The sequence below is a fragment of the Acidobacteriota bacterium genome (assembly GCA_016700075.1).
Lineage (GTDB): Bacteria > Acidobacteriota > Blastocatellia > Pyrinomonadales > Pyrinomonadaceae > OLB17.
The window spans coordinates 2703048-2721074 of record CP065000.1; the positions used below are offsets into that span (position 1 = coordinate 2703048).

Here is an 18027-nt window from a genome sequence, read left to right on the forward strand (position 1 = left end):
ATCATTCCAACGCAACCAGATCGAGGTCCGAGATCGGGTCAGCGACGTTCACGATGCGCGGTGTGAAGCGGTATCTTCGCGAGACCGCAGTTACAACGTAAGTGCGGCCGGCCTGCACGCCTTCGAACGCATAGTATCCGAGCGAACTAGTAACCGCCGTTCTGACGACGCCGTTGTCATCGGTGATCGTGACGGTCGTCCCGCGTATCGCAACACCGGCTGCGGTCAGAACGCGGCCCGAAACTGACACGCCCGCCGACGTCGGCCCGAGCGTCGGAGAGAACTCTGATGTGTTGCCGTCAGCGTCTGTCGCGGTAGATGTAACGCGGTCTGTCGGCGTGTAACCCAATACATCGATATCGCCGAGATTCACGCTTTTGACCGTCGGTGCCAGTCCGTTGTAGTCCGCCTCGGTGTAATAGGTACTACCGAGGAAGATCTCGCCCTCGCCGTTTATGTCGGCCTTGAAAAACTCAATGTAGATGCCTTCGGTGCCGTAGTTGGAATTTCCCGGCAGAGAATCCATGAAATAACTGACGACCAGCTCATTGTTCGAGATCTGCGATGACATGATCGTCGGATAGTTCTGCAGGCGGTTCGGGCCTTCGTCGGCATCGAGCGGGTCGTTTATCGTGAACCCATCGCCGCCGAGGTCGATGCCTAGCCCCACGTTGCCGAAAATACTGTTCGGATCGAGATTGTTGCCTGAGCCTGCGGTCGGCGACAGATTGATGCCTGCTCCGCCGTTGTTGCGGATTGTGTTGCCTTGTCCGGAATTTGGCCCGCCGATGTTGTTGGTATTTGCACCGTTGTCGATATTCACGCCGTGACTCACATTCTCAGCGATGATATTCCCGCGAACGTTGTTCAGGCGTGTGGCGTTGCCGGCGAGCACGACGCCTTCTTCGCCATTCATAGCGACAAAATTCTGAGTTACAGAGTTGTTATTTGATTCGTCCAGATCGATTCCCTTGCCGTTGTTTGCCTCGATTCGGTTGTTTTGGACAACGTGAAGAGCCTCGTGCTGACTGAGGTTAGAAATGCCATCCTGTGCGTTGAAAGATATCTCGTTGCCTATTGCAAATACCTGTGCCCCGGCCGGAAATTGTCCTGTAGATGCCGTGATCTTGATACCCGACAGGTCGTTGTCAAAAATGCGGTTCCCGGTTCCGGGGGTCGTACTGCCGACCTGAGTGTTCGGCGCGTCAACGATCAAAATACCGTTTCCGCCGTTACCAAGCGTACTTCCGCGAAGACGTTTTCGCTCGAGAAGAGGCGCGCTTGCGGTGGTCCCGATCAAGTTCCCGATCAACGTGTTATTGATCGAATTTGCGCCCCTGATCGATATTCCGTTGCCAGCGTTTGCGGTGATCTCATTACCTACGCCTATGCCGCCAATCGTGTTTCCGGGAGACGCATTTATCTCGATCCCGTCACCGCTGTTAAATGCGATGATGTTCCCCGAATCCGACTCAGGTCCGCCGATCACGTTATTGTTTGAACCGTTTGCGATCCGTATTCCGCCCAGGCCGTTCCCAAACGTCTGACCCTGTCCGGCGGTGTGCCCGGAGTCGCCAAAGTTCGAAATATTTCGACTTACAGTGCCGATAAGGTTGCCTCTCATCCTAATAAATTGAGCTTGTTGGTCGATCAAGATTCCCAGTTGTTGATTGCCTGCAATGATGTTGGCCCTTTGTAACTCGATGTTTCCGAGCTCGATGTTGATCGAATTCAACACGCTGATCCCGTTCGCAGTATTTGCGAGTTTCTGATACTCCTGATTCTGCTTGTATACGCCGACCAAATTCGCTTCGACCGTTGTAGTTGCGGCCTCTACCAGTTTAATTCCGTCACCGCTATTTCCGGCGATCGTATTGCCTGCACCCGCATCGCCGATCTTGTTGCCAATGGAGCCCACTACTTCGATCCCATTGCCGCCATTGTCAACGATGATGTTCCCCGAATCCGACCCAGGTCCGCCGATCACGTTATTGTTCGAACCGTTTGCGATCCGTATTCCGCCCAGGCCGTTCCCAAACGTCTGACCCTGTCCGGCGGTGTGCCCGGAGTCGCCAAAGTTCCTAATATTTCGAATTGCAGTGCCGATAAGGTTGCCTCTCATCCTGATAAATTGAGCTTGTTGGTCGATAAAGATTCCCAGCTTTTCATTGCCTGCAATAATGTTGGCCCGTATTTCATCGATGTTTCCGATCTCGATGTTGCTCGAATTGATAACGTTGATTCCATTCTCGGTATTGGCTAGCTTGTGATACTCCTGTTTCTGTTTGTATAGGCCAAGCAGATTCGCCTCGATTGTTGTAGTTGCGGCCTCTACCAGTTTAATTCCGTCACCGCTATTTCCGGCGATCGTATTGCCTGCACCCGCATCGCCGATCTTGTTGCCAATGGAGCCCACTACTTCGATCCCATTGCCGCCATTGTCAACGATGATGTTCCCCGAATCCGACTCAGGTCCGCCGATCACATTATTGTTCGAACCGTTTGCGATTCGTATTCCGCCCAGGCCGTTCCCAAACGTCTGACCCTGTCCGGCGGTGTGCCCGGAGTCGCCAAAGTTCCTAATATTTCGAATTGCAGTGCCGATAAGGTTGCCCTTTACTTTGACAACTTGTGTGAGATTATCAAGCAGTATCGCGTGTTTTTCATTAGAAACGATACGGTTTGCCATCTCAGGCGTAATATCTCCGACTTCGACGTTACTGGAACCTGTTACATGTATGCCGTTCTCAAGATTTCCAAGCGGGACGAAATCCCCACCTTCGCTGATGTAAGCACCGATAATATTCGCGAGGATCTTTGTCGAATCGGCTTGTTCAAGTCTAATTCCGTCTCCGACATTTCCGGCGATAGTATTGCCCCCACCTGCATCCCCGATCTTGTTGCCGGTCGAATTCTGGATCTTGACGCCGATGTTATTCGGAGTTGCGGGGCCTGAGCTTTCGGGCACGCCGATCCAGTTTCCGAGGACGGCGTTGCCGCTGCCGCTTTCGAACGAGATCGCAATGCCGTTGTTTCCAAGGACGTTGCCCTTCCCCTCGGTCGAGCCAATACGGTTGTTGGTGCCCAAAACGCGTATTCCTTTTGTTTGCTCGCCGAGCGCACCATCGGCTACACCCGCGGGCGTTATGCCAAAATACGAACTTTCGACCTTGGTGTTGCTCGATTGAATATTCAATCCGACCTGACAGCCGGTCAGCGAGAGGCCCTTGACCTCAGATGCGTCGCTGCCGGCACCGAGGTTGAGACAGTTGTTGCGGACGCCGTTGCCGGTGACGTGAATGAGCGGTGTTCCTGTAAATCCGGGCTGAGTATTGCCCGCGAACTGTATCGGCTTTGTGATCGTCGGCAGCTCGCTGCCGAGTGTGATCGTATGCGGGCCGCCGCCCGGGATCTCGAAATGTATGACCTTGGGGCCGGTCATCGCCTGAGCGGTCTGGATCGCGCCGCGAAGCGAACACTGCAGGCCCGGTGCGCTGAGGTCCACGTCGCAGATGCCGTTTGCAGGACTGTTGTCAGGGAGGTCGTTCGTTACGTTCACGACTATCGGAACGAGGCAGTCGGTCGCCGAACACTCGCCGGCGACACAAGAGAACTCCGACGTATTGCCGTCAGGGTCAGTTGCGGTTGCGGTGATCTTCGAGCCCGGTGCGACCGGCACGGTCGATGTGAACAAGAATGTCGCGGCGCCAAAGAAAAAGTCAGTTGTCACGGTTGTCGAACCGATATAGGTTTGGCCTTCGCCGTAATTCGACGGGTCCGCTGTGCTGCTTGCATAGAAATCGATCACGTATGTCCGTTCCTGTTCGCTGCGCAGCACACCCTCGACCGAAACGGTGCCGTTGCCATTGAAAACAGGTGCGGAAAGGTCGGGATAGTTCTGCCGGTCGTTCGCGAAGATATCGGTATCAAAACAGTCGTTCGGCGTCACGCCATCGGGGGGAACGACAAAGCCCGTGCCGACGCTAAGATCGATGCCGAGTGCCCCGTTGTTGTAAATGGAGTTGAATCGAATGGGATTGTACCGATTGCTCAGACTGGGCTGGTTTGTACGAGCGGGAACAAAAACGCCTACGCGGCCATTGTTTGCGATGACGTTTCCCGTGTCCGCATCGTAGCCGACCGTAACTCCGCTTGCATTTACCCTGATTCCGTCCTGGCCGTTTCCGAGCGGCTGTCCGGTAGAGCCGACACCGATGTAGTTATTGGCGATAATTGGGTTGCCGATCGAGCCGGACATTAGAATACCGTCATAGGCATTGCCGGAAATGATGTTGCGATGCATCGGATCGCTGCCGCCAATCAGGGCGACCTCATTTACAATGAGCATGCCGAAACCTGATTCGGTCGAATTTGGAATAGCGTTCGTGCCGCTTGCGTCGGTCCCTATTCTGTTGTTCTGAATATATTTCGGCAGAAAGCTGCGCGGCGGCGTCGAATCCATCGTGATGCCGTTGTAGAGATTGCCCGAGATCAGGTTTCCCAACGGGATCAGGCCGCCGCCGCCGTGGGCGTTGTCGATGCCGACACCGCCGACATACGTGATGCCGTTCTCGAAAGAGCTAAAGCCGGTGTCATTCCCTATGGCAGAATTGCCTGATCTCGTGGTGCCGAGGAAGTTGTTGAAAATGCCGACCTCGCCAAGTGCACTGCCGCGAAAAACTGCCTCATTCTCGTTGCCGGAGATGAGGTTGCAATGACCCTGACACTGACCGGGGGACGTCCCGCCCGGACCGCCGACGTTCGATAGGGTGTCGGAATTGAATACGGCGACCGCACCAAAAAAGAGGATGAAAAAGTCGTAATTGTTATAGTCGCGATTCGGTATCGCGAAGCTGCCGGTGATATCCGTGCCGATGTTGTTGCCGGCGATCGAGCAGTATCCGGCAGGCGGTTCGGGGCCCTGGGCAATGCCGAAACCACGCGGCATTGGCGAACAATAAAGAGCATTCTCGAGATTGCCGGAGATGACGTTTCTACCTGAGGATGTGATCGAGCCGATCGACGACATGTGGCTGGGTTTTGTACGAAGCCCCGTTGAGCAGTTGCCGACGGCTGCTGTTCCGGCAGCGTTCGTGCCGATCTTGTTTCCGCGATAGTCGTTAAAGAGGCTGAGGAATTCGAGCGTGTTGGGGTCGTAAACGGTCTCCTCCTCGATCCCCGGGCCAATGCAGCCATCGGGATTGTAAACCGTGAATCTGTCGCCGTTGCCTGAAATGACATTTCCTGCACCCGCTTCGTTGCCGCCTACCAGTGTGTTTCCGCCGGCCATGCGGATCCCTTGTGTGTTATTGATCTTGGCGGTGCCAAGTGCATTCGTGCCGATGTAATTTCCCTTGAAAACATTGTATTGTCCACCGAATATCGCAGCTCCCGCGCCGAACTTGCGGGGAGTGATGGTCGGGTCATTGTCGGAACCGCTGCCGGAAAGCACGTTGCGAGCTTCGTCGATAGTCCCGCCGACGGTCGTTTCGTCAGCAGCAAAGATGTTCACGCCGGTGGTGTCGTTGCCGAGGTCAGACGTGCCCGCGATGTTGGTTCCGCTGTAGTTGCCCTCGACGAAATTGTTTAAGGATGTGCTGCTTCCGAGCGTCGTAAGAACGGCGATCCCATTTCCGCCAACAATGCCGCCCATCGACGCATCATATTCACCCTTGAAGCGGTTGACGACAAAGCCGCGTATCACGCAGTTGCTGCCGGATATCTGCAGCCCGTCGCTTCGGTTTCCAAGATTGTGTCCGGGGATCGTGATCAAAGGCGAACCGGAGTAGCCCGGCTGGGTCGTCGCGTCGAGCGTCGTTCCGGAAGTGAGACTCGGCAGTTGAGTATTCAGATCGATTGTCGGCGGCCCGCCGCCGATGCTGAACGCGATCAGGTCAGGACCTGGATTATTGCTGGCTGCAAAGATCGCTCCGCGAAGGCTGCATATTCCTTCACCGCAGCCGCTAACGTCGTCATTTGTGGTGACAACATACGTTGCCATCGGTGCGGTCATCGCCACGGACGGCACTGCAGAACCTTCGTGCAAAATGACAAGGTCAGAAAGGGCGTCGCGGTTGAGCCGCATCGGAAGCAGATCGACGGGAACGGCGTTCGAGTCAAAGGTCACCACCTCGTCGGTCGATCGCGTTCCATTTGCATAAGAGGCTCCGCGCCTGAAAAGATGTATCTGACTGCCGACACGGTCGAGAACGGCGAGTTCGTCCCGTCCGGAATCCGAAATATGTACCCTTACAGCCCGCATTGCCGAGCCGCCGTAAACGGCCGCCTGAGCAAATCTGGCATCGCGAAAGACCTCTCGCGTCTGCCAACGTGAAAGCGGCTCTTCAGCAGAGGGCGAAATCGACATGATGAATCCGTCGCGGGCACGCTGAGTTGCGAACGAGGCAGCGGCATCATTTTCTCTCTTGTTCGGCGTGAATTCTTCTGATGCCGAATGGTCATTAATGTTGGATACCAACGCCGCTCCGCGTTTTATGTCCGACCTGCGGATCATATTTTCCTGATCGACGGCGTATTCCATCGTCGCCAAACGCATAGCCCGCGCACCGACAGGAATGAATTGTTCCAAAGCCTTGGCCGGCCTTGCAAGCTTCTTGACCTCGGCTCTCTTTGTCGGACGCGATAGCGTTTCTATCGCTCCGCTTGTTGTGACGAAAGCCAACACCTCGGAATTGTCGTGGCCGAAACGCCCGACGACCATACTTGCGATCTCGAACGGCATTTGCTTTGAATCGACGAGCGGACGAGGGCGTTCAAGCTGAACTTCCTTCAGTTTGTCCCACGGATAAGTGTGTCCGCGGCCGCGGATGATCGTCAGAATGTTCCCGCTTCCGATTGCGAGATCTCGGTACGAATCGCTGTCCAGATTTCCCGCTGTCATCGTTGTCGCCTGTGCGGGCAAGACGTACATTTCTGCCGGATTCTTGAACGCGCCTTCAGGATGTTCGAACACTAAAAGACGTGGCCCGTCTGGGGCCGCGACCGCGACGGCAAGGTCTGTCTGTCCGTCGGGGCGGCCGATCTCTCCGGCGAAGAGAGCCGTGACCGCACCGCCGACGTCTATTCGCATTGCAGGTGCGAAATTGCCTTTGCCGTCGCCGGCCGCGAAAAAGATCGATGACTCGCCAAAACGTGCGGCGATCACGTCGATATGACCATCGGCATTGAAATCACCCGACTCCAGAACGTCGGGTGCGGTCGGAATGACCGCCGCCATATGTGAGTAGATGAACGGATCTTCGGTGAAAGTATTCGATTCGCGTCGTTGTTGTGCGGCCGCCGAATTAGGAAATATGGAGTCAGGATTGCCTCGATAGACATGGATCGCACCGCCCGAATCCGCGACGATCAGATCGGGTGTGCCGTCAGAATTGACATCTCCTTTTGCCATAGAACGCGCCGGAGATCCCGCTGCTGCACCTTCAGGAAGCGTGATCGTGCGGCCGTCGTCGAAATTCATATACGGATTGCCGCGTTCGCGTGCCGAGATCGACGGGACGTCTTTAGGGTCGTCCGAGATCGATCCCGAGTGAGCAGATGTTCCCGAAACGCGGTACGAATTGAACAACATTCCGGCTGCGACGATGCACGACACCAGAACAGCAAAAAACACACGTACACCTTTGGTTTTCTTGGTCATATTTTTTCCGATCGATGGCTGAATAGAATTGGGCTCTACAAATATCTGCGTCGGCTGCAGAAGTTTCATGCCAACTTTTTTTCGGTTCGTATTGAAAAACGGTAAAATTGGAAAACTAATGGCAAATGTTGGCGGCAATCTTAAAGCGGAACAGGACCGCGAGGTCTCTGACGGCATTACGCGGTTTCTAAAGGATTGGAGCGGGGGCGACGATGCGGCGAAAGAGCGTCTGATGGGGATCGTCTATGAAGATCTCAGAAATCGGGCGCGGCACTTAATGTCAAAAGAGAGAGCAGATCACACTCTTCAGCCGACGGCACTTGTGCACGAGGCGATAATGCGCCTAGGGGAGGCGGAAGGTTTGAAATGGGACGACCGCGGACATTTCTTCGGCATCTTTACGCGGATAATGCGACAGGTCCTGGTCGATCACGCCCGCGCCCACGTCGCCATCAAGCGAGGGAACTCGAATCAGCACGTTTCGACGGACGAAATAGAGATCGCAGAAGACGAGAGCATTAAGACCGTCGTTGAGGTCGACGGTGCTTTGGAAAAGCTTGAGGCTATAGATGAACGGCAGGCAATGATCGTGGAAATGCGGTTTTTCGGCGGACTTTCAATCCCCGAGATCGCTGAAACGCTCGGCATCAGCGAAAGAACCGTCGCCCGCGAGTGGGGATCGGCTCGCTTATGGCTGAAACGCGAGCTGGGGTGATCCTGAGAATGATGTGTCATGATTTTTCCTCGCTCTTCGCATCTTCATAATAGGGATACTTCGCCATAAATGAACGCGAGCAATTGGAGCATTGTAAAAGAACTGGTCAGTGACCTTCTTGATGTTGAACCGGGTTCCAGAGCGTCACACCTCGATGGATTAGGTCTCGAACCCGACATCCGTCGAGAAGTTGAAGAGCTGCTTGCATTCGATGGCCGAGGCTTGGCGGTCATCGATTCTTCGGCGTTTGAATTGACGACCAAGGTGCTCGCGGAAAGCACCCATTTCGCAGACCGATCGACCGGGCAGGCGGTCGGCCCGTACACGATCGTGGGCGAGTTGGGCCTCGGCGGTATGGGAGCCGTCTACCTCGCCGAACGAAGCGACGGCAAGTTCGAACAGCAGGTAGCTCTCAAACTGCTGAAACGTGAACTGAACACGAAAAAGACCCGCGAGATGTTCCGCCGCGAGGTCGAGATACTCTCTCAATTGAATCATCCGAACATCGCGAGGCTGATCGATATCGGCACGACCGATGACGGTATTCCCTATATCGTCATGGAATACGTTGACGGGATCCCGATCGACAGATACTGCCGTGAAAATGGGCTTGGACTCATTCAGCGGCTGAAGCTGTTCAATAAGGCCTGTTCGACGGTCGCGTTTGCCCACAAGAATTTGATCGTTCATCGCGATATCAAACCGACAAACATTTTGGTCAACGGCTCGGGCGAGCCAGTTCTCTTGGATTTCGGCATCTCCAAGATGATCGCGGGTGTTGATCCAAAACCTGGCGAGACCACATTCATTGGGGCTCTGACCCCCGAATATGCCAGCCCCGAACAGGCTCGCAACGAACCCGTGACAACAGCGGCCGATATTTACAGCCTCGGGGTTGTCCTATACAAGCTTCTGGCCGGAACATTGCCGGATCGTAAAAATGACGGCGGGAACAAAGACACTAGCGGGGTAGAATTAAGACCGCCAAGTTTGGCGAAATTTCCTTTCGCTCATCCTATTCAGCCGAGCCAGGTCGCGGGTGACCTTGACAATATCGTTGCAAAGGCCATTCGGGACGATCCGCAGGAAAGGTACGAGACCGTTCAGCAGTTTGAGGATGACATTTGGCGATACATTGACGGCGAGCCGGTTTCCGCGAGGCCCGCAACGCTCTTGTACAGAACAATAAGATTCGTGCAGCGGCATCGGATATCGGCCGCGGCCGCTATTATCGTCCTGCTCAGTCTGATCACGGGAACCGGCCTCGCATTGTGGCAGGCTGATGTAGCGCAGGCACATGCGGCGGCCGCGGAGACCGAAAGCGAAAAGGCGAGAACCGAGCAGGAAAAAGCTGAGAAGATCAGCGGCTTTATGGCCAAGATCATCTCCTACGGCAATCCGGCGTGGTATGGCGAAGGGCATCGTTTCGGGGGTGATGCGCGGGTCATCGACGCTTTATATGACCTCAGCGATAAGATAGATGTCGAATTCGCAGGCCAAACTGATATTCAGGCGGAGCTCCATCATAAGTTTGCCGAGGTTTTCGCGATGGCGGCAAAATCTCCGCTGACACTGACCGATCCCGAGAGGCTGATGAAAAAATATCGCTTTCATGCGATCAGAGCTCTCGAACTAAGGAAACAGTATTATGGCGATTGGCATGAGCTTGTCGCCAAGGACATTTTCTACAGCTATGCAATCACGTCAGTGACGGAGTTTGAAATGGGGCAAAAACTCGACCGGGCTATTCGGATGATGAGGGCGACGAACCCGAAGAATCTCAATCTGCCCTATATGCTAGAAGGCTATGCGGCACGTCTTGTGAATCCGGAACTGGAGAGGTTTCATCAGCCGTTTGTTGCCGCCGTCACACCGGCGACCGATGAGAATAATTTTCAGGTCGGCGAAAGGTATCTACGCGAGGCATTGATCCTTTTTCGATTACATTACAAAGAGGAAAATTACGCGATCATTGCTAACACCTGCATGCTTGCACATGCTCTGGCTAAGCAGGAAAAATGGGATGTTATCGATGAACCGTTGGCGATCTGCCGCCGCGGCTATGTAGATTCCGACCCGCTCAGTTCATTTCGAGGGATCGTAGAAGAGACAGAACGGCTCAGCCGAAATAGAGATAATTAGGATATTCGCTTGATCTTAGCTAGCAGGACGGGCGAAAAACATCATCGTGAGCATCAGCAGGAAATACGGCGCGAGAACGGCGGCGCCGGCATAGTCTTTCGCGATCCGCTGGCCAAAGAAAAGGCCGGTTATTGTCGCCGCACCCAAAATGGCGGCATAGAGGATAACGATCGTCGAACCGGCGATGAAGAAATAGACTAACCCAGCGGCAGCGGTAAGACCCGTCAGGAGTTCGAGCACCGTGATCTTTAAGACCATGATGGTTGTGAACGGCCCAAGAAAAGTCTTGGAAAAATGCCCGGTCAGCCATTCGATATTGCCTTTCCAGTCGAACACCTTATCGAGTCCCGACTGCAGGAAAAGTATCGCGGTGAACAAAGCCGCGAAAAGCGCGGGAAGATTTTTAAGAATTTCGTCGAGATTCATATATCAAAACTCGTGCAGCCCGCTGAGGCAGGCGGCTCTGACTTAACGCCGCTTGGCCATCAGAGCCTCGATCTCGTCGACCTCTTTGGTGACCTTTGAAGTGAGATTGATGTTGCCGCTTTCGGTTACGAGGACGTCGTCCTCAATGCGGATGCCGATGCCGCGGTATTTTGCGGGAGCCGTCTTGTCATCGGGCGGAACGTAAATACCGGGCTCTACGGTCAGCACCATTCCCGGAGCATAAGGTTTTGACTGCTTCGCTTGCTGATCGACGAAATAGCGTCCGGCATCGTGTACGTCAAGGCCGAGCCAATGGCCGACGCCGTGCATGTAATATTTCAGGTAAGCCTTTTTCTTGATCAGATCCGCGGTCTTACCCTTGAGCAGTCCAAGCTTGACCATTCCTTCTGTCAGCAGTTCGATCGAGAATTGCTGTCGCTGCAGGTGCGTATTGCCGACCACAGTGAAATCAATGCACTTTTTCTGAACGTCTAAGACGACGTCGTAAACCTCACGCTGTGCGGGCGTGAATTTGCCATTGACGGGAAAAGTGCGTGTGATGTCGCTGGCATAACCTCGGAACTCTGCGCCGGCGTCGATCAACAGCAGGTCGCCGTCCTTAAGCGGCATGTTGTTCTCGACATAGTGCAGAATGGTCGCGTTCGCTCCGCCGCCTACAATGGAATTGTATGCAACGCCGCTTGCACCCTTGTCCTTCATATAGGCTTCCATCAGAGCCTCGACTTGGCCTTCGGTCATGCCGGGTTTGACCTTCTTCATCGCTAGGACGTGAGCCTCTGCGGCAATGTTCGAAGAGATCTGCATCAGTTCGACCTCTTCGGCCGTCTTGTGCAGGCGCATTTCGCCGGTGATCAGCGTCGGATCTTTGATGGTGTGCGGCGGATATGCGGTTTTCAGGCGGCGCACACGCTGTTCGCTGAAATAATCGAGCATCTGCTCGTCGAGATCCTTGTCAGATGAAAAACGATAGTAAAGAACATCCTTTCCGTCGAGATGCTTGCCTATGTTTGCGGCGAACTTTTCAACTGGGAACGCCTTTTTCGCACCATAGTTCTTAACCGCACCGGCAACGCCTTCGCGACGCCCATACCAAGTTTCCATCAACGGGTCGCGCGGCCGCACGTAAAGGACATAGTCGTCCTTTGCGCCGGGCGTAATGACGGCGATCGCATCGGGTTCGGGAAAGCCGGTCAGATACCAAAAATCGGAATCCTGGCGGAACTTATATTCCGAGTCGTAGCTACGCGTTTTCTCGTGGGCTGCGGGAATTATAGCGACAGAATTTTCGTCAAGCTGGTCGATGAAGCGTTTCAATTGTTTTCGCATAACGTCCTGATTTTATCGCAAAATTCGCCTGCCCGTAATGCAAACGAAACAAAACGCAAAAAAAGTGCACGTTGCGGTTTCCATCCGCGTTCTAAATTTGTCGAATGTTGCTATAATCCTCGACGTTATTTACACCAATTTCCGGAGACAAATTGAAATTATGAAAAAGATAATGATCGCGGCGATCTTTGCCCTTGCCCTTTCTGCTGCTGCATTTGCGGACATCGCCCGGCCCGATTTAAAGCCGAAGCCCGTATCCAAGCCGAAAGGTCCCGAGGCGGACATGGTAATACGAATTGACTCGGGGGCATCGGAGGCAAAACTCGTAGTTCCTAAGACACACCTGAAGAAGCTCAGAGCCGAACTCGATGCACTTGATCAGGACGACGAGGACAATACGGCGGATGCCGGTACTTCAATACAGCGCATTCAAACAATTGTCGGCGGAGTCTTTCTGAGCCTTGCGTTTGTATTTGGAGGGTTCTGGATCGCAAAGCGCAACGGTAAAGGGGCTGGCGCCGCCGGAATCATCGCAGTAATGCTGACGACGGGAGCAGCGGTTTCGCTCGTTTACGCAAATGTCGGGCCGCCGCCGTCCGCTCGAAAGATCACCTCAAAGATTTTCGACACGAATGTGATCCGTCCGTTTGGTTATATCTCCGGAAAGATCAGGGTCGAGGTCGGCAACACTGACACATTTGAACTTATCGTTCCCGATGAGGGTGTCGAGACTGGCAATCGTAAATAAGCTGACGTTATGTATGAAATAGGTCGTTCCAATATCGGCTTGGCCGTTAGGCCGTCGAGCGGCACATTGCTGTTCGTCGGTTTCGCTGCCTCTTGCGCGATCGGAGCGGCCGCGATCGGTAGCTTTCCGCTGGAGGCGTCGATAATTACGATCTTCCTGTTTGCCGGAGCTCATAATCTGATGGAGTTCCGGTATTTTGCCGCACGTATGCCGGTGCGTTGGGGGCGTTCAAGAGCGTTTTACTCGGTCGGCATCGGCGGCGTTGTCATTCTGACCGCGGGATATTTGAGCCTGTATTTTGCGAGCGGCAATTGGCTTTGGAGCGAAGCGGGCTGGGCAGTTTTTGCCGCGGTCTGGAATACGCTATTCATCCTGTGGGTCGGAGTTCTCTTCTATCTGCGTGGGAAGCAGCGGCCGAAAAGCGACTGGTCGTGGGCGTTTCCTTTGGTGTTTCTGTTGGCTGCCGCCGCGTGGATCGTCCCGCAATACTGGAGCCTCGCGCTCGTCTATATTCACCCGTTCGTTGCGATGTGGTTCCTCGATCGGCAGATACGGCGCACGAAGCCCGAATGGCTGCGTGCGTATCACGCGTGTCTTGCAACGATACCGTTTTTTGTGATCGCACTTTGGGCGGCGTTCGCTTCGCGTCCAAACCTTTCGGAAGAAACAACTCTGTTTTGGCGTATCGCACAGCACGCAGGCAGCGGGATCGTTCCGGGCATTTCTAGTCACTTTCTTGTTGCGACGCACGTATTTCTTGAGTCGATACATTATTTTGTGTGGCTGCTGCTGATACCGCTCGTTGACAGGCGGGCAATACCGTGGCGTCTGAAAGACATTCCGCTGATGTCGAGCAAGCAGGGCCTTCCAAAACTTGCCGGAGCATTTTTTGCGGTAAGCCTAATGCTCGTTCTGGCTCTTTGGGCAGGGTTTTCGCTTGATTATACGACCACTCGCGACGTCTATTTCGCCTTTGCGATCGCCCATGTAATGGCCGAGTTTCCTTTCCTCGTAAAGATGCTGTAATTGTATGTTCCTGTTCAATGAGGTCGATTTTGTTCAGACTCAGAATCTGCCGTTAGGCGATCTGTGGCGATTTATGCCGCTCGGCTATTTGCTGACGATCCTCATAGAGACGCCGATACTGTTCCTCGGCCTCGCAAAAAGGCTTTCGGTGAAACAACGCTTACTGTGCGGCGTTTGGCTGACGGCGTGCACCTATCCGATTGTTGTCTTGGTTCTGCCCGCGATATTCCAGGGAGCGGAACGCTGGATCTATTTGGCGGTTGCCGAAACGTTCGCTCCGGCGGCAGAGTGTTTGCTCTTTTGGCTGGCATTTCGCACAAAGGGTATTCTAGAGACGTCAGATTTGGCCAGATGTTTTATTGCAGTGATCGTCGCGAATCTGGCATCATTCGGGCTTGGCGAGCTGATCCATATTTCAGGCGTTCTAAGCTTTTGATCTTTTGGTATGAAGTATTCTTATTTTTTCTTACTTTTTTCATTTCTGGCTCTCAGCATTTCCGCACAGGTCAAATATACGTCTTACGTAAACGACCGATTTGAATTCCTGGTCGAGTATCCTTCGTCTTTGCTTTCGCCTCAGGCGCCGCCCGCAAATGGTGACGGGCGGACGTTTATGTCGAAAGACAAGAAGGTCGAGATGCGTGCGTGGGGCGAGAATAACGCACTGTTTCGCTCGATCGAAGTACAGTTTACCGAGGCGAAAAGGCAATGCGGCAAAACAAGCTACGAGCGCGTCGGGGCGATGTTATTCGCTTTTTCCTGCGTAAAGAACGGACGCGTAATCTACCAAAAGACGCTCTATCGAGAATCAGACGATGTCTATATCAATTTTCTGATCGAGTATCCGCTTCGCGAGAAAAAGCGGTTTGACCCGATAGTGACCCGCATCGCCAATTCAATGCGGCACGACCTAAATGCAGGATGATGGCCGCTCGCTGCGGATAACAGAATTATTTCTCTCGATTCAGGGCGAATCGTCGCATGCAGGGCGGCCGTGCTCGTTCGTGCGATTGACGGGGTGCCCGATGCGGTGCGTCTGGTGCGACAGCGAATATACATTTACCGGCGGCGAGCGGATGTCGTTTGACTATATCTTTGCGAAACTCGACGAGTTCGCTTGTAACCTCGTCGAGGTTACGGGCGGCGAACCGCTTGCCCAAAAGAACGTGTTGCCTTTCGTGTCCGAGCTTGCGAGTCGAGGTTACGAAGTTCTGATCGAAACGGGCGGTTTCGTCACGACCGAAGGCGTCGACCCGCGGGCGTCGATCATCCTGGACGTCAAATGCCCCGCTTCGGGCGAATCCGAACGAAATCATTGGCTTAACCTCGAACGCCTGCGGCCTGACAAAGACGAAGTGAAGTTTGTCGTTGCAGACCTCGCCGATTGGGAATTTGCCAAAGAGATCATTGCGAAATACGATCTCGAAACGCGTTGCAAAGAGATCCTAATATCGCCCGTCCACGGCATCGACATGCGGCCGCTCGCTGAGGCAGTTGCAAACAGCGGAATGCGGGTGCGGTTCAATCTGCAGTTTCACAAGTACATCTGGGGCCCGGACGTTCACGGCGTGTAATTGTCAATTGTAAATTGGTTCAATGACGCATTGGGAGGCCGATACGGTCTGCCTATTTACAATTTTCCAGGTTACAATTTACAATCCTTTTACCGTTCCATCGCGAGGTTCTTATGACAAAGCTGATAGCTGCGATTCTGTTCATCGTAAGCATTACGGCTGCCGGAAACGCCCAAAATACGCCCAAACCTGCCAATACGTTGGACGAAAAGATCCGTGCGGAGACCGCAGACTTTAAGGGTAAGGTCTGGATCTACGCGAAAAATCTCGACACCGGCAAAGAATACGGTCTTCGGGCCGACGAACAGGTTCGCACGGCGAGCACGATCAAACTGCCGATCATGGCGGAGGCATTTCGGCAGATCGCAGCGGGCAAGGTTGGGTGGACCGATGAATTTACACTGTCAAAACAGAACAAGGTCGGCGGTTCCGGAATCCTAAATGAGTTTACCGACGGCACAAAGATCGACCTCAGAACGGCGGTCAATCTGATGATCGTCATCTCAGACAACACTGCGACAAACCTCGTGATCGAGCGCGTAACGGCTGACGCCGTCAACGCATACATGAGTGAGCTCGGCTTAAAAGATACGCTAAGTCTTCGAAAGGTATGGGGCGGAGCGGATGCAAAAGCGAACGCCGATCCGGTCAATCAGTTATTCGGGCTGGGGCGTTCGTCGCCTAAGGATATGGTTCGGCTGCTCGAAATGCTGGAAAAAGGCGAGGTCGTCTCGAAAGAAGCATCCGCGGAGATGATCGCTATCTTAAAACGCCAGCAGTATAAAGACGGCATCGGACGCAATGTCTTAGACACGGTACCCGTCGTTTCAAAATCGGGCTCGCTCGACCGGCTTCGCTCGGACGTCGGCATCGTTTACACCCGCCGCGGCCGGATCGCGATGGCGATCACCGTCGATGACATGCCGGTCGTCCATTACAACACCGACGACATCGGCAGCCTGCTCATATGGCGGCTGTCGCAGATTCTGCAGGAGGGATTAGCTCGATGACCGCGATCGTCCTTTGCTCAGGCGGGATGGATTCCTGCGTCACGACCGCTATCGCGATGGCGGAATATGACGATATAGCGTTGCTCCATATTTCATACGGGCAGAGGACCGAGGCACGCGAACGCCGGGCTTTTAATGACATCGCCGATCATTACGGCATCGAAAAACGGCTCGACGTATCGATCGAGTATCTCGCGAAGATCGGCGGCTCATCGTTGACCGACAGCAGTATTGCAGTGACAGAGGCTGACCTCCAGTCAACGAAAATTCCGACGAGCTACGTTCCGTTTCGTAATGCAAATATGCTGAGCATAGCGACGAGCTGGGCTGAGGTCATCGGTGCAACGGCGATCTATATCGGTGCTGTGGCAGAGGATTCGAGCGGTTATCCCGATTGCCGGCCGGAGTTTTACGCGGCGTTTCAGCAGACTATAGACACCGGTACAAAGCCCGATACACACATCGAGATACGCACGCCGATCATTCATTTAACAAAAGCAGAGATCGTCAAAAAAGGCATCGAACTCGGGGCACCGCTGCACCTGACGTGGTCGTGTTATCGCAGCGAAACACTGGCTTGCGGCACATGTGATTCCTGCGCACTGCGTTTGCGAGGTTTTGAGCAAGCGGGTGTAAGAGATCTGATAGCTTATTCTGCGTGATACTCTTCGGCCGCGGCATCCGCACGTTTTGCCTCGAGTTCTCCCAGACGCTTTCTCAACTCCGCTATTTCAGAATCGAGCGCGGCTATGCCGGGTTCATGGGTGCTGAGTTTGTGAAAGACGGGCGTTACGACCGTTAGGCTGGCGATGATGATGCCAAGCACGCCGAGGATCCGGGCGATCAGTTCGCTTGGTTCCGGCGGCGTCAGCCAAACTAGGTAAAGAATGGTCGCCGATAGCGACCAAACGGCGGCGTGAGCCGCGATCAACGACCACGCAAATCGATTATCGAGCCGTGCGAGCGACAGCAGTGAAAGGTGCGAGCATGACGTTGCGAGCAACGTGAAAGACATAAGTGCTTTCACGAAAGTGTCGTTCGTTTCCTGCCACGACCAGATCACTACCATCCACATCACTGCCGAAAAAACGGCAAGTCCAATGCCTGCAAGCGGCATCACGCGGCCGCGTCCCGTTTCTAAGAACGCCCCGCATGCAAGGCCAAGGATGCTTGTCACGGTGATGGTCGTCGTGGTCAAAAGGATCTTGGTTTCGAACTCGCCGAAATTGCCGATCAGAATGACGGCGATGCCGATGACAGCGCTGACCGTCACAGAGCCGATCAGCAGATAGAGGAAAAAGCGTCGCAGGTTCATATCGCGGCCTCCAACCGCAAATCTACTCCTTTCGAACGCTATTGCAAGCGAAAAGTTCAGCGGA

Annotated in this window: 13 protein-coding genes; 9 read left to right on the forward strand and 4 right to left on the reverse strand. The window is 54.0% G+C overall.

Translation table 11 applies throughout. From position 1 onward, the window contains the following. Position 1: 1 nt before the first annotated feature. Positions 2-7660, reverse strand: coding sequence for a right-handed parallel beta-helix repeat-containing protein (locus tag IPM50_12250; GenBank protein QQS32421.1), 7659 nt, complete (start codon positions 7658-7660; stop codon positions 2-4). A gap of 118 nt (positions 7661-7778) precedes the next feature. On the opposite strand from IPM50_12250, the gene IPM50_12255 reads away from it, so the two are divergent. Both IPM50_12255 and IPM50_12260 read left to right on the forward strand, forming a co-directional pair. Next, positions 7779-8375 carry a sigma-70 family RNA polymerase sigma factor gene (locus tag IPM50_12255; protein ID QQS32422.1) on the forward strand — a complete coding sequence of 199 codons (597 nt, stop codon included), beginning with the start codon at positions 7779-7781 and terminating at the stop codon, positions 8373-8375. A 69-nt stretch (positions 8376-8444) separates the two neighbouring features. Next, positions 8445-10517 (forward strand): serine/threonine protein kinase, encoded by a 2073-nt coding sequence (locus tag IPM50_12260; protein ID QQS32423.1) that lies wholly within the window; start codon positions 8445-8447, stop codon positions 10515-10517. Between the two features lie 15 nt (positions 10518-10532). Here IPM50_12260 and IPM50_12265 read toward each other — a convergent pair whose 3' ends face one another. Together IPM50_12265 and IPM50_12270 are read right to left on the reverse strand one after the other, a co-directional pair. Then, positions 10533-10943 (reverse strand): DoxX family membrane protein, encoded by a 411-nt coding sequence (locus tag IPM50_12265; GenBank protein ID QQS32424.1) that lies wholly within the window; start codon positions 10941-10943, stop codon positions 10533-10535. A 42-nt stretch (positions 10944-10985) separates the two neighbouring features. Continuing rightward, positions 10986-12290, reverse strand: a complete 1305-nt coding sequence (locus IPM50_12270; GenBank protein QQS32425.1) for an aminopeptidase P N-terminal domain-containing protein — start codon at positions 12288-12290, stop codon at positions 10986-10988. A gap of 160 nt (positions 12291-12450) precedes the next feature. Between IPM50_12270 and IPM50_12275 the strand changes: the two genes are divergently transcribed. The 7 genes from IPM50_12275 to queC all read left to right on the forward strand — a co-directional run bounded on the left by IPM50_12275 (position 12451) and on the right by queC (position 17310). After that, a complete protein-coding gene (locus tag IPM50_12275; GenBank protein QQS32426.1) occupies positions 12451-13038 on the forward strand; it encodes a hypothetical protein in 588 nt (195 codons plus the stop codon). 9 nt (positions 13039-13047) lie between these two features. Then, entirely contained in the window at positions 13048-14064 is a 1017-nt protein-coding gene (locus tag IPM50_12280) for a hypothetical protein (GenBank protein ID QQS32427.1), read from the forward strand. 73 nt (positions 14065-14137) lie between these two features. Next, a complete protein-coding gene (locus IPM50_12285) occupies positions 14138-14500 on the forward strand; it encodes a hypothetical protein (protein QQS34522.1) in 363 nt (120 codons plus the stop codon). A gap of 9 nt (positions 14501-14509) precedes the next feature. Then, positions 14510-14989, forward strand: coding sequence for a hypothetical protein (locus tag IPM50_12290; GenBank protein ID QQS32428.1), 480 nt, complete (start codon positions 14510-14512; stop codon positions 14987-14989). Beyond that, complete coding sequence (locus IPM50_12295) at positions 14979-15638, forward strand: radical SAM protein (GenBank protein QQS32429.1); 660 nt, start codon at positions 14979-14981, stop codon at positions 15636-15638. The genes IPM50_12290 and IPM50_12295 overlap by 11 nt, the downstream gene beginning before the upstream one ends. A gap of 113 nt (positions 15639-15751) precedes the next feature. Continuing rightward, positions 15752-16648 carry a serine hydrolase gene (locus IPM50_12300; protein ID QQS32430.1) on the forward strand — a complete coding sequence of 299 codons (897 nt, stop codon included), beginning with the start codon at positions 15752-15754 and terminating at the stop codon, positions 16646-16648. Next, positions 16645-17310: a 7-cyano-7-deazaguanine synthase QueC gene (queC, locus tag IPM50_12305; GenBank protein QQS32431.1), complete on the forward strand. Its 666-nt coding sequence runs from the start codon at positions 16645-16647 to the stop codon at positions 17308-17310. The genes IPM50_12300 and queC overlap by 4 nt, the downstream gene beginning before the upstream one ends. On the opposite strand, the gene IPM50_12310 is transcribed toward queC, so the two are convergent. After that, the gene (locus IPM50_12310; GenBank protein QQS32432.1) at positions 17298-17963 is read right to left on the reverse strand and encodes a hypothetical protein; all 666 of its coding nucleotides are present in this window, start codon (positions 17961-17963) and stop codon (positions 17298-17300) included. The genes queC and IPM50_12310 overlap by 13 nt on opposite strands. Between the last annotated feature and the right edge of the window lie 64 nt (positions 17964-18027).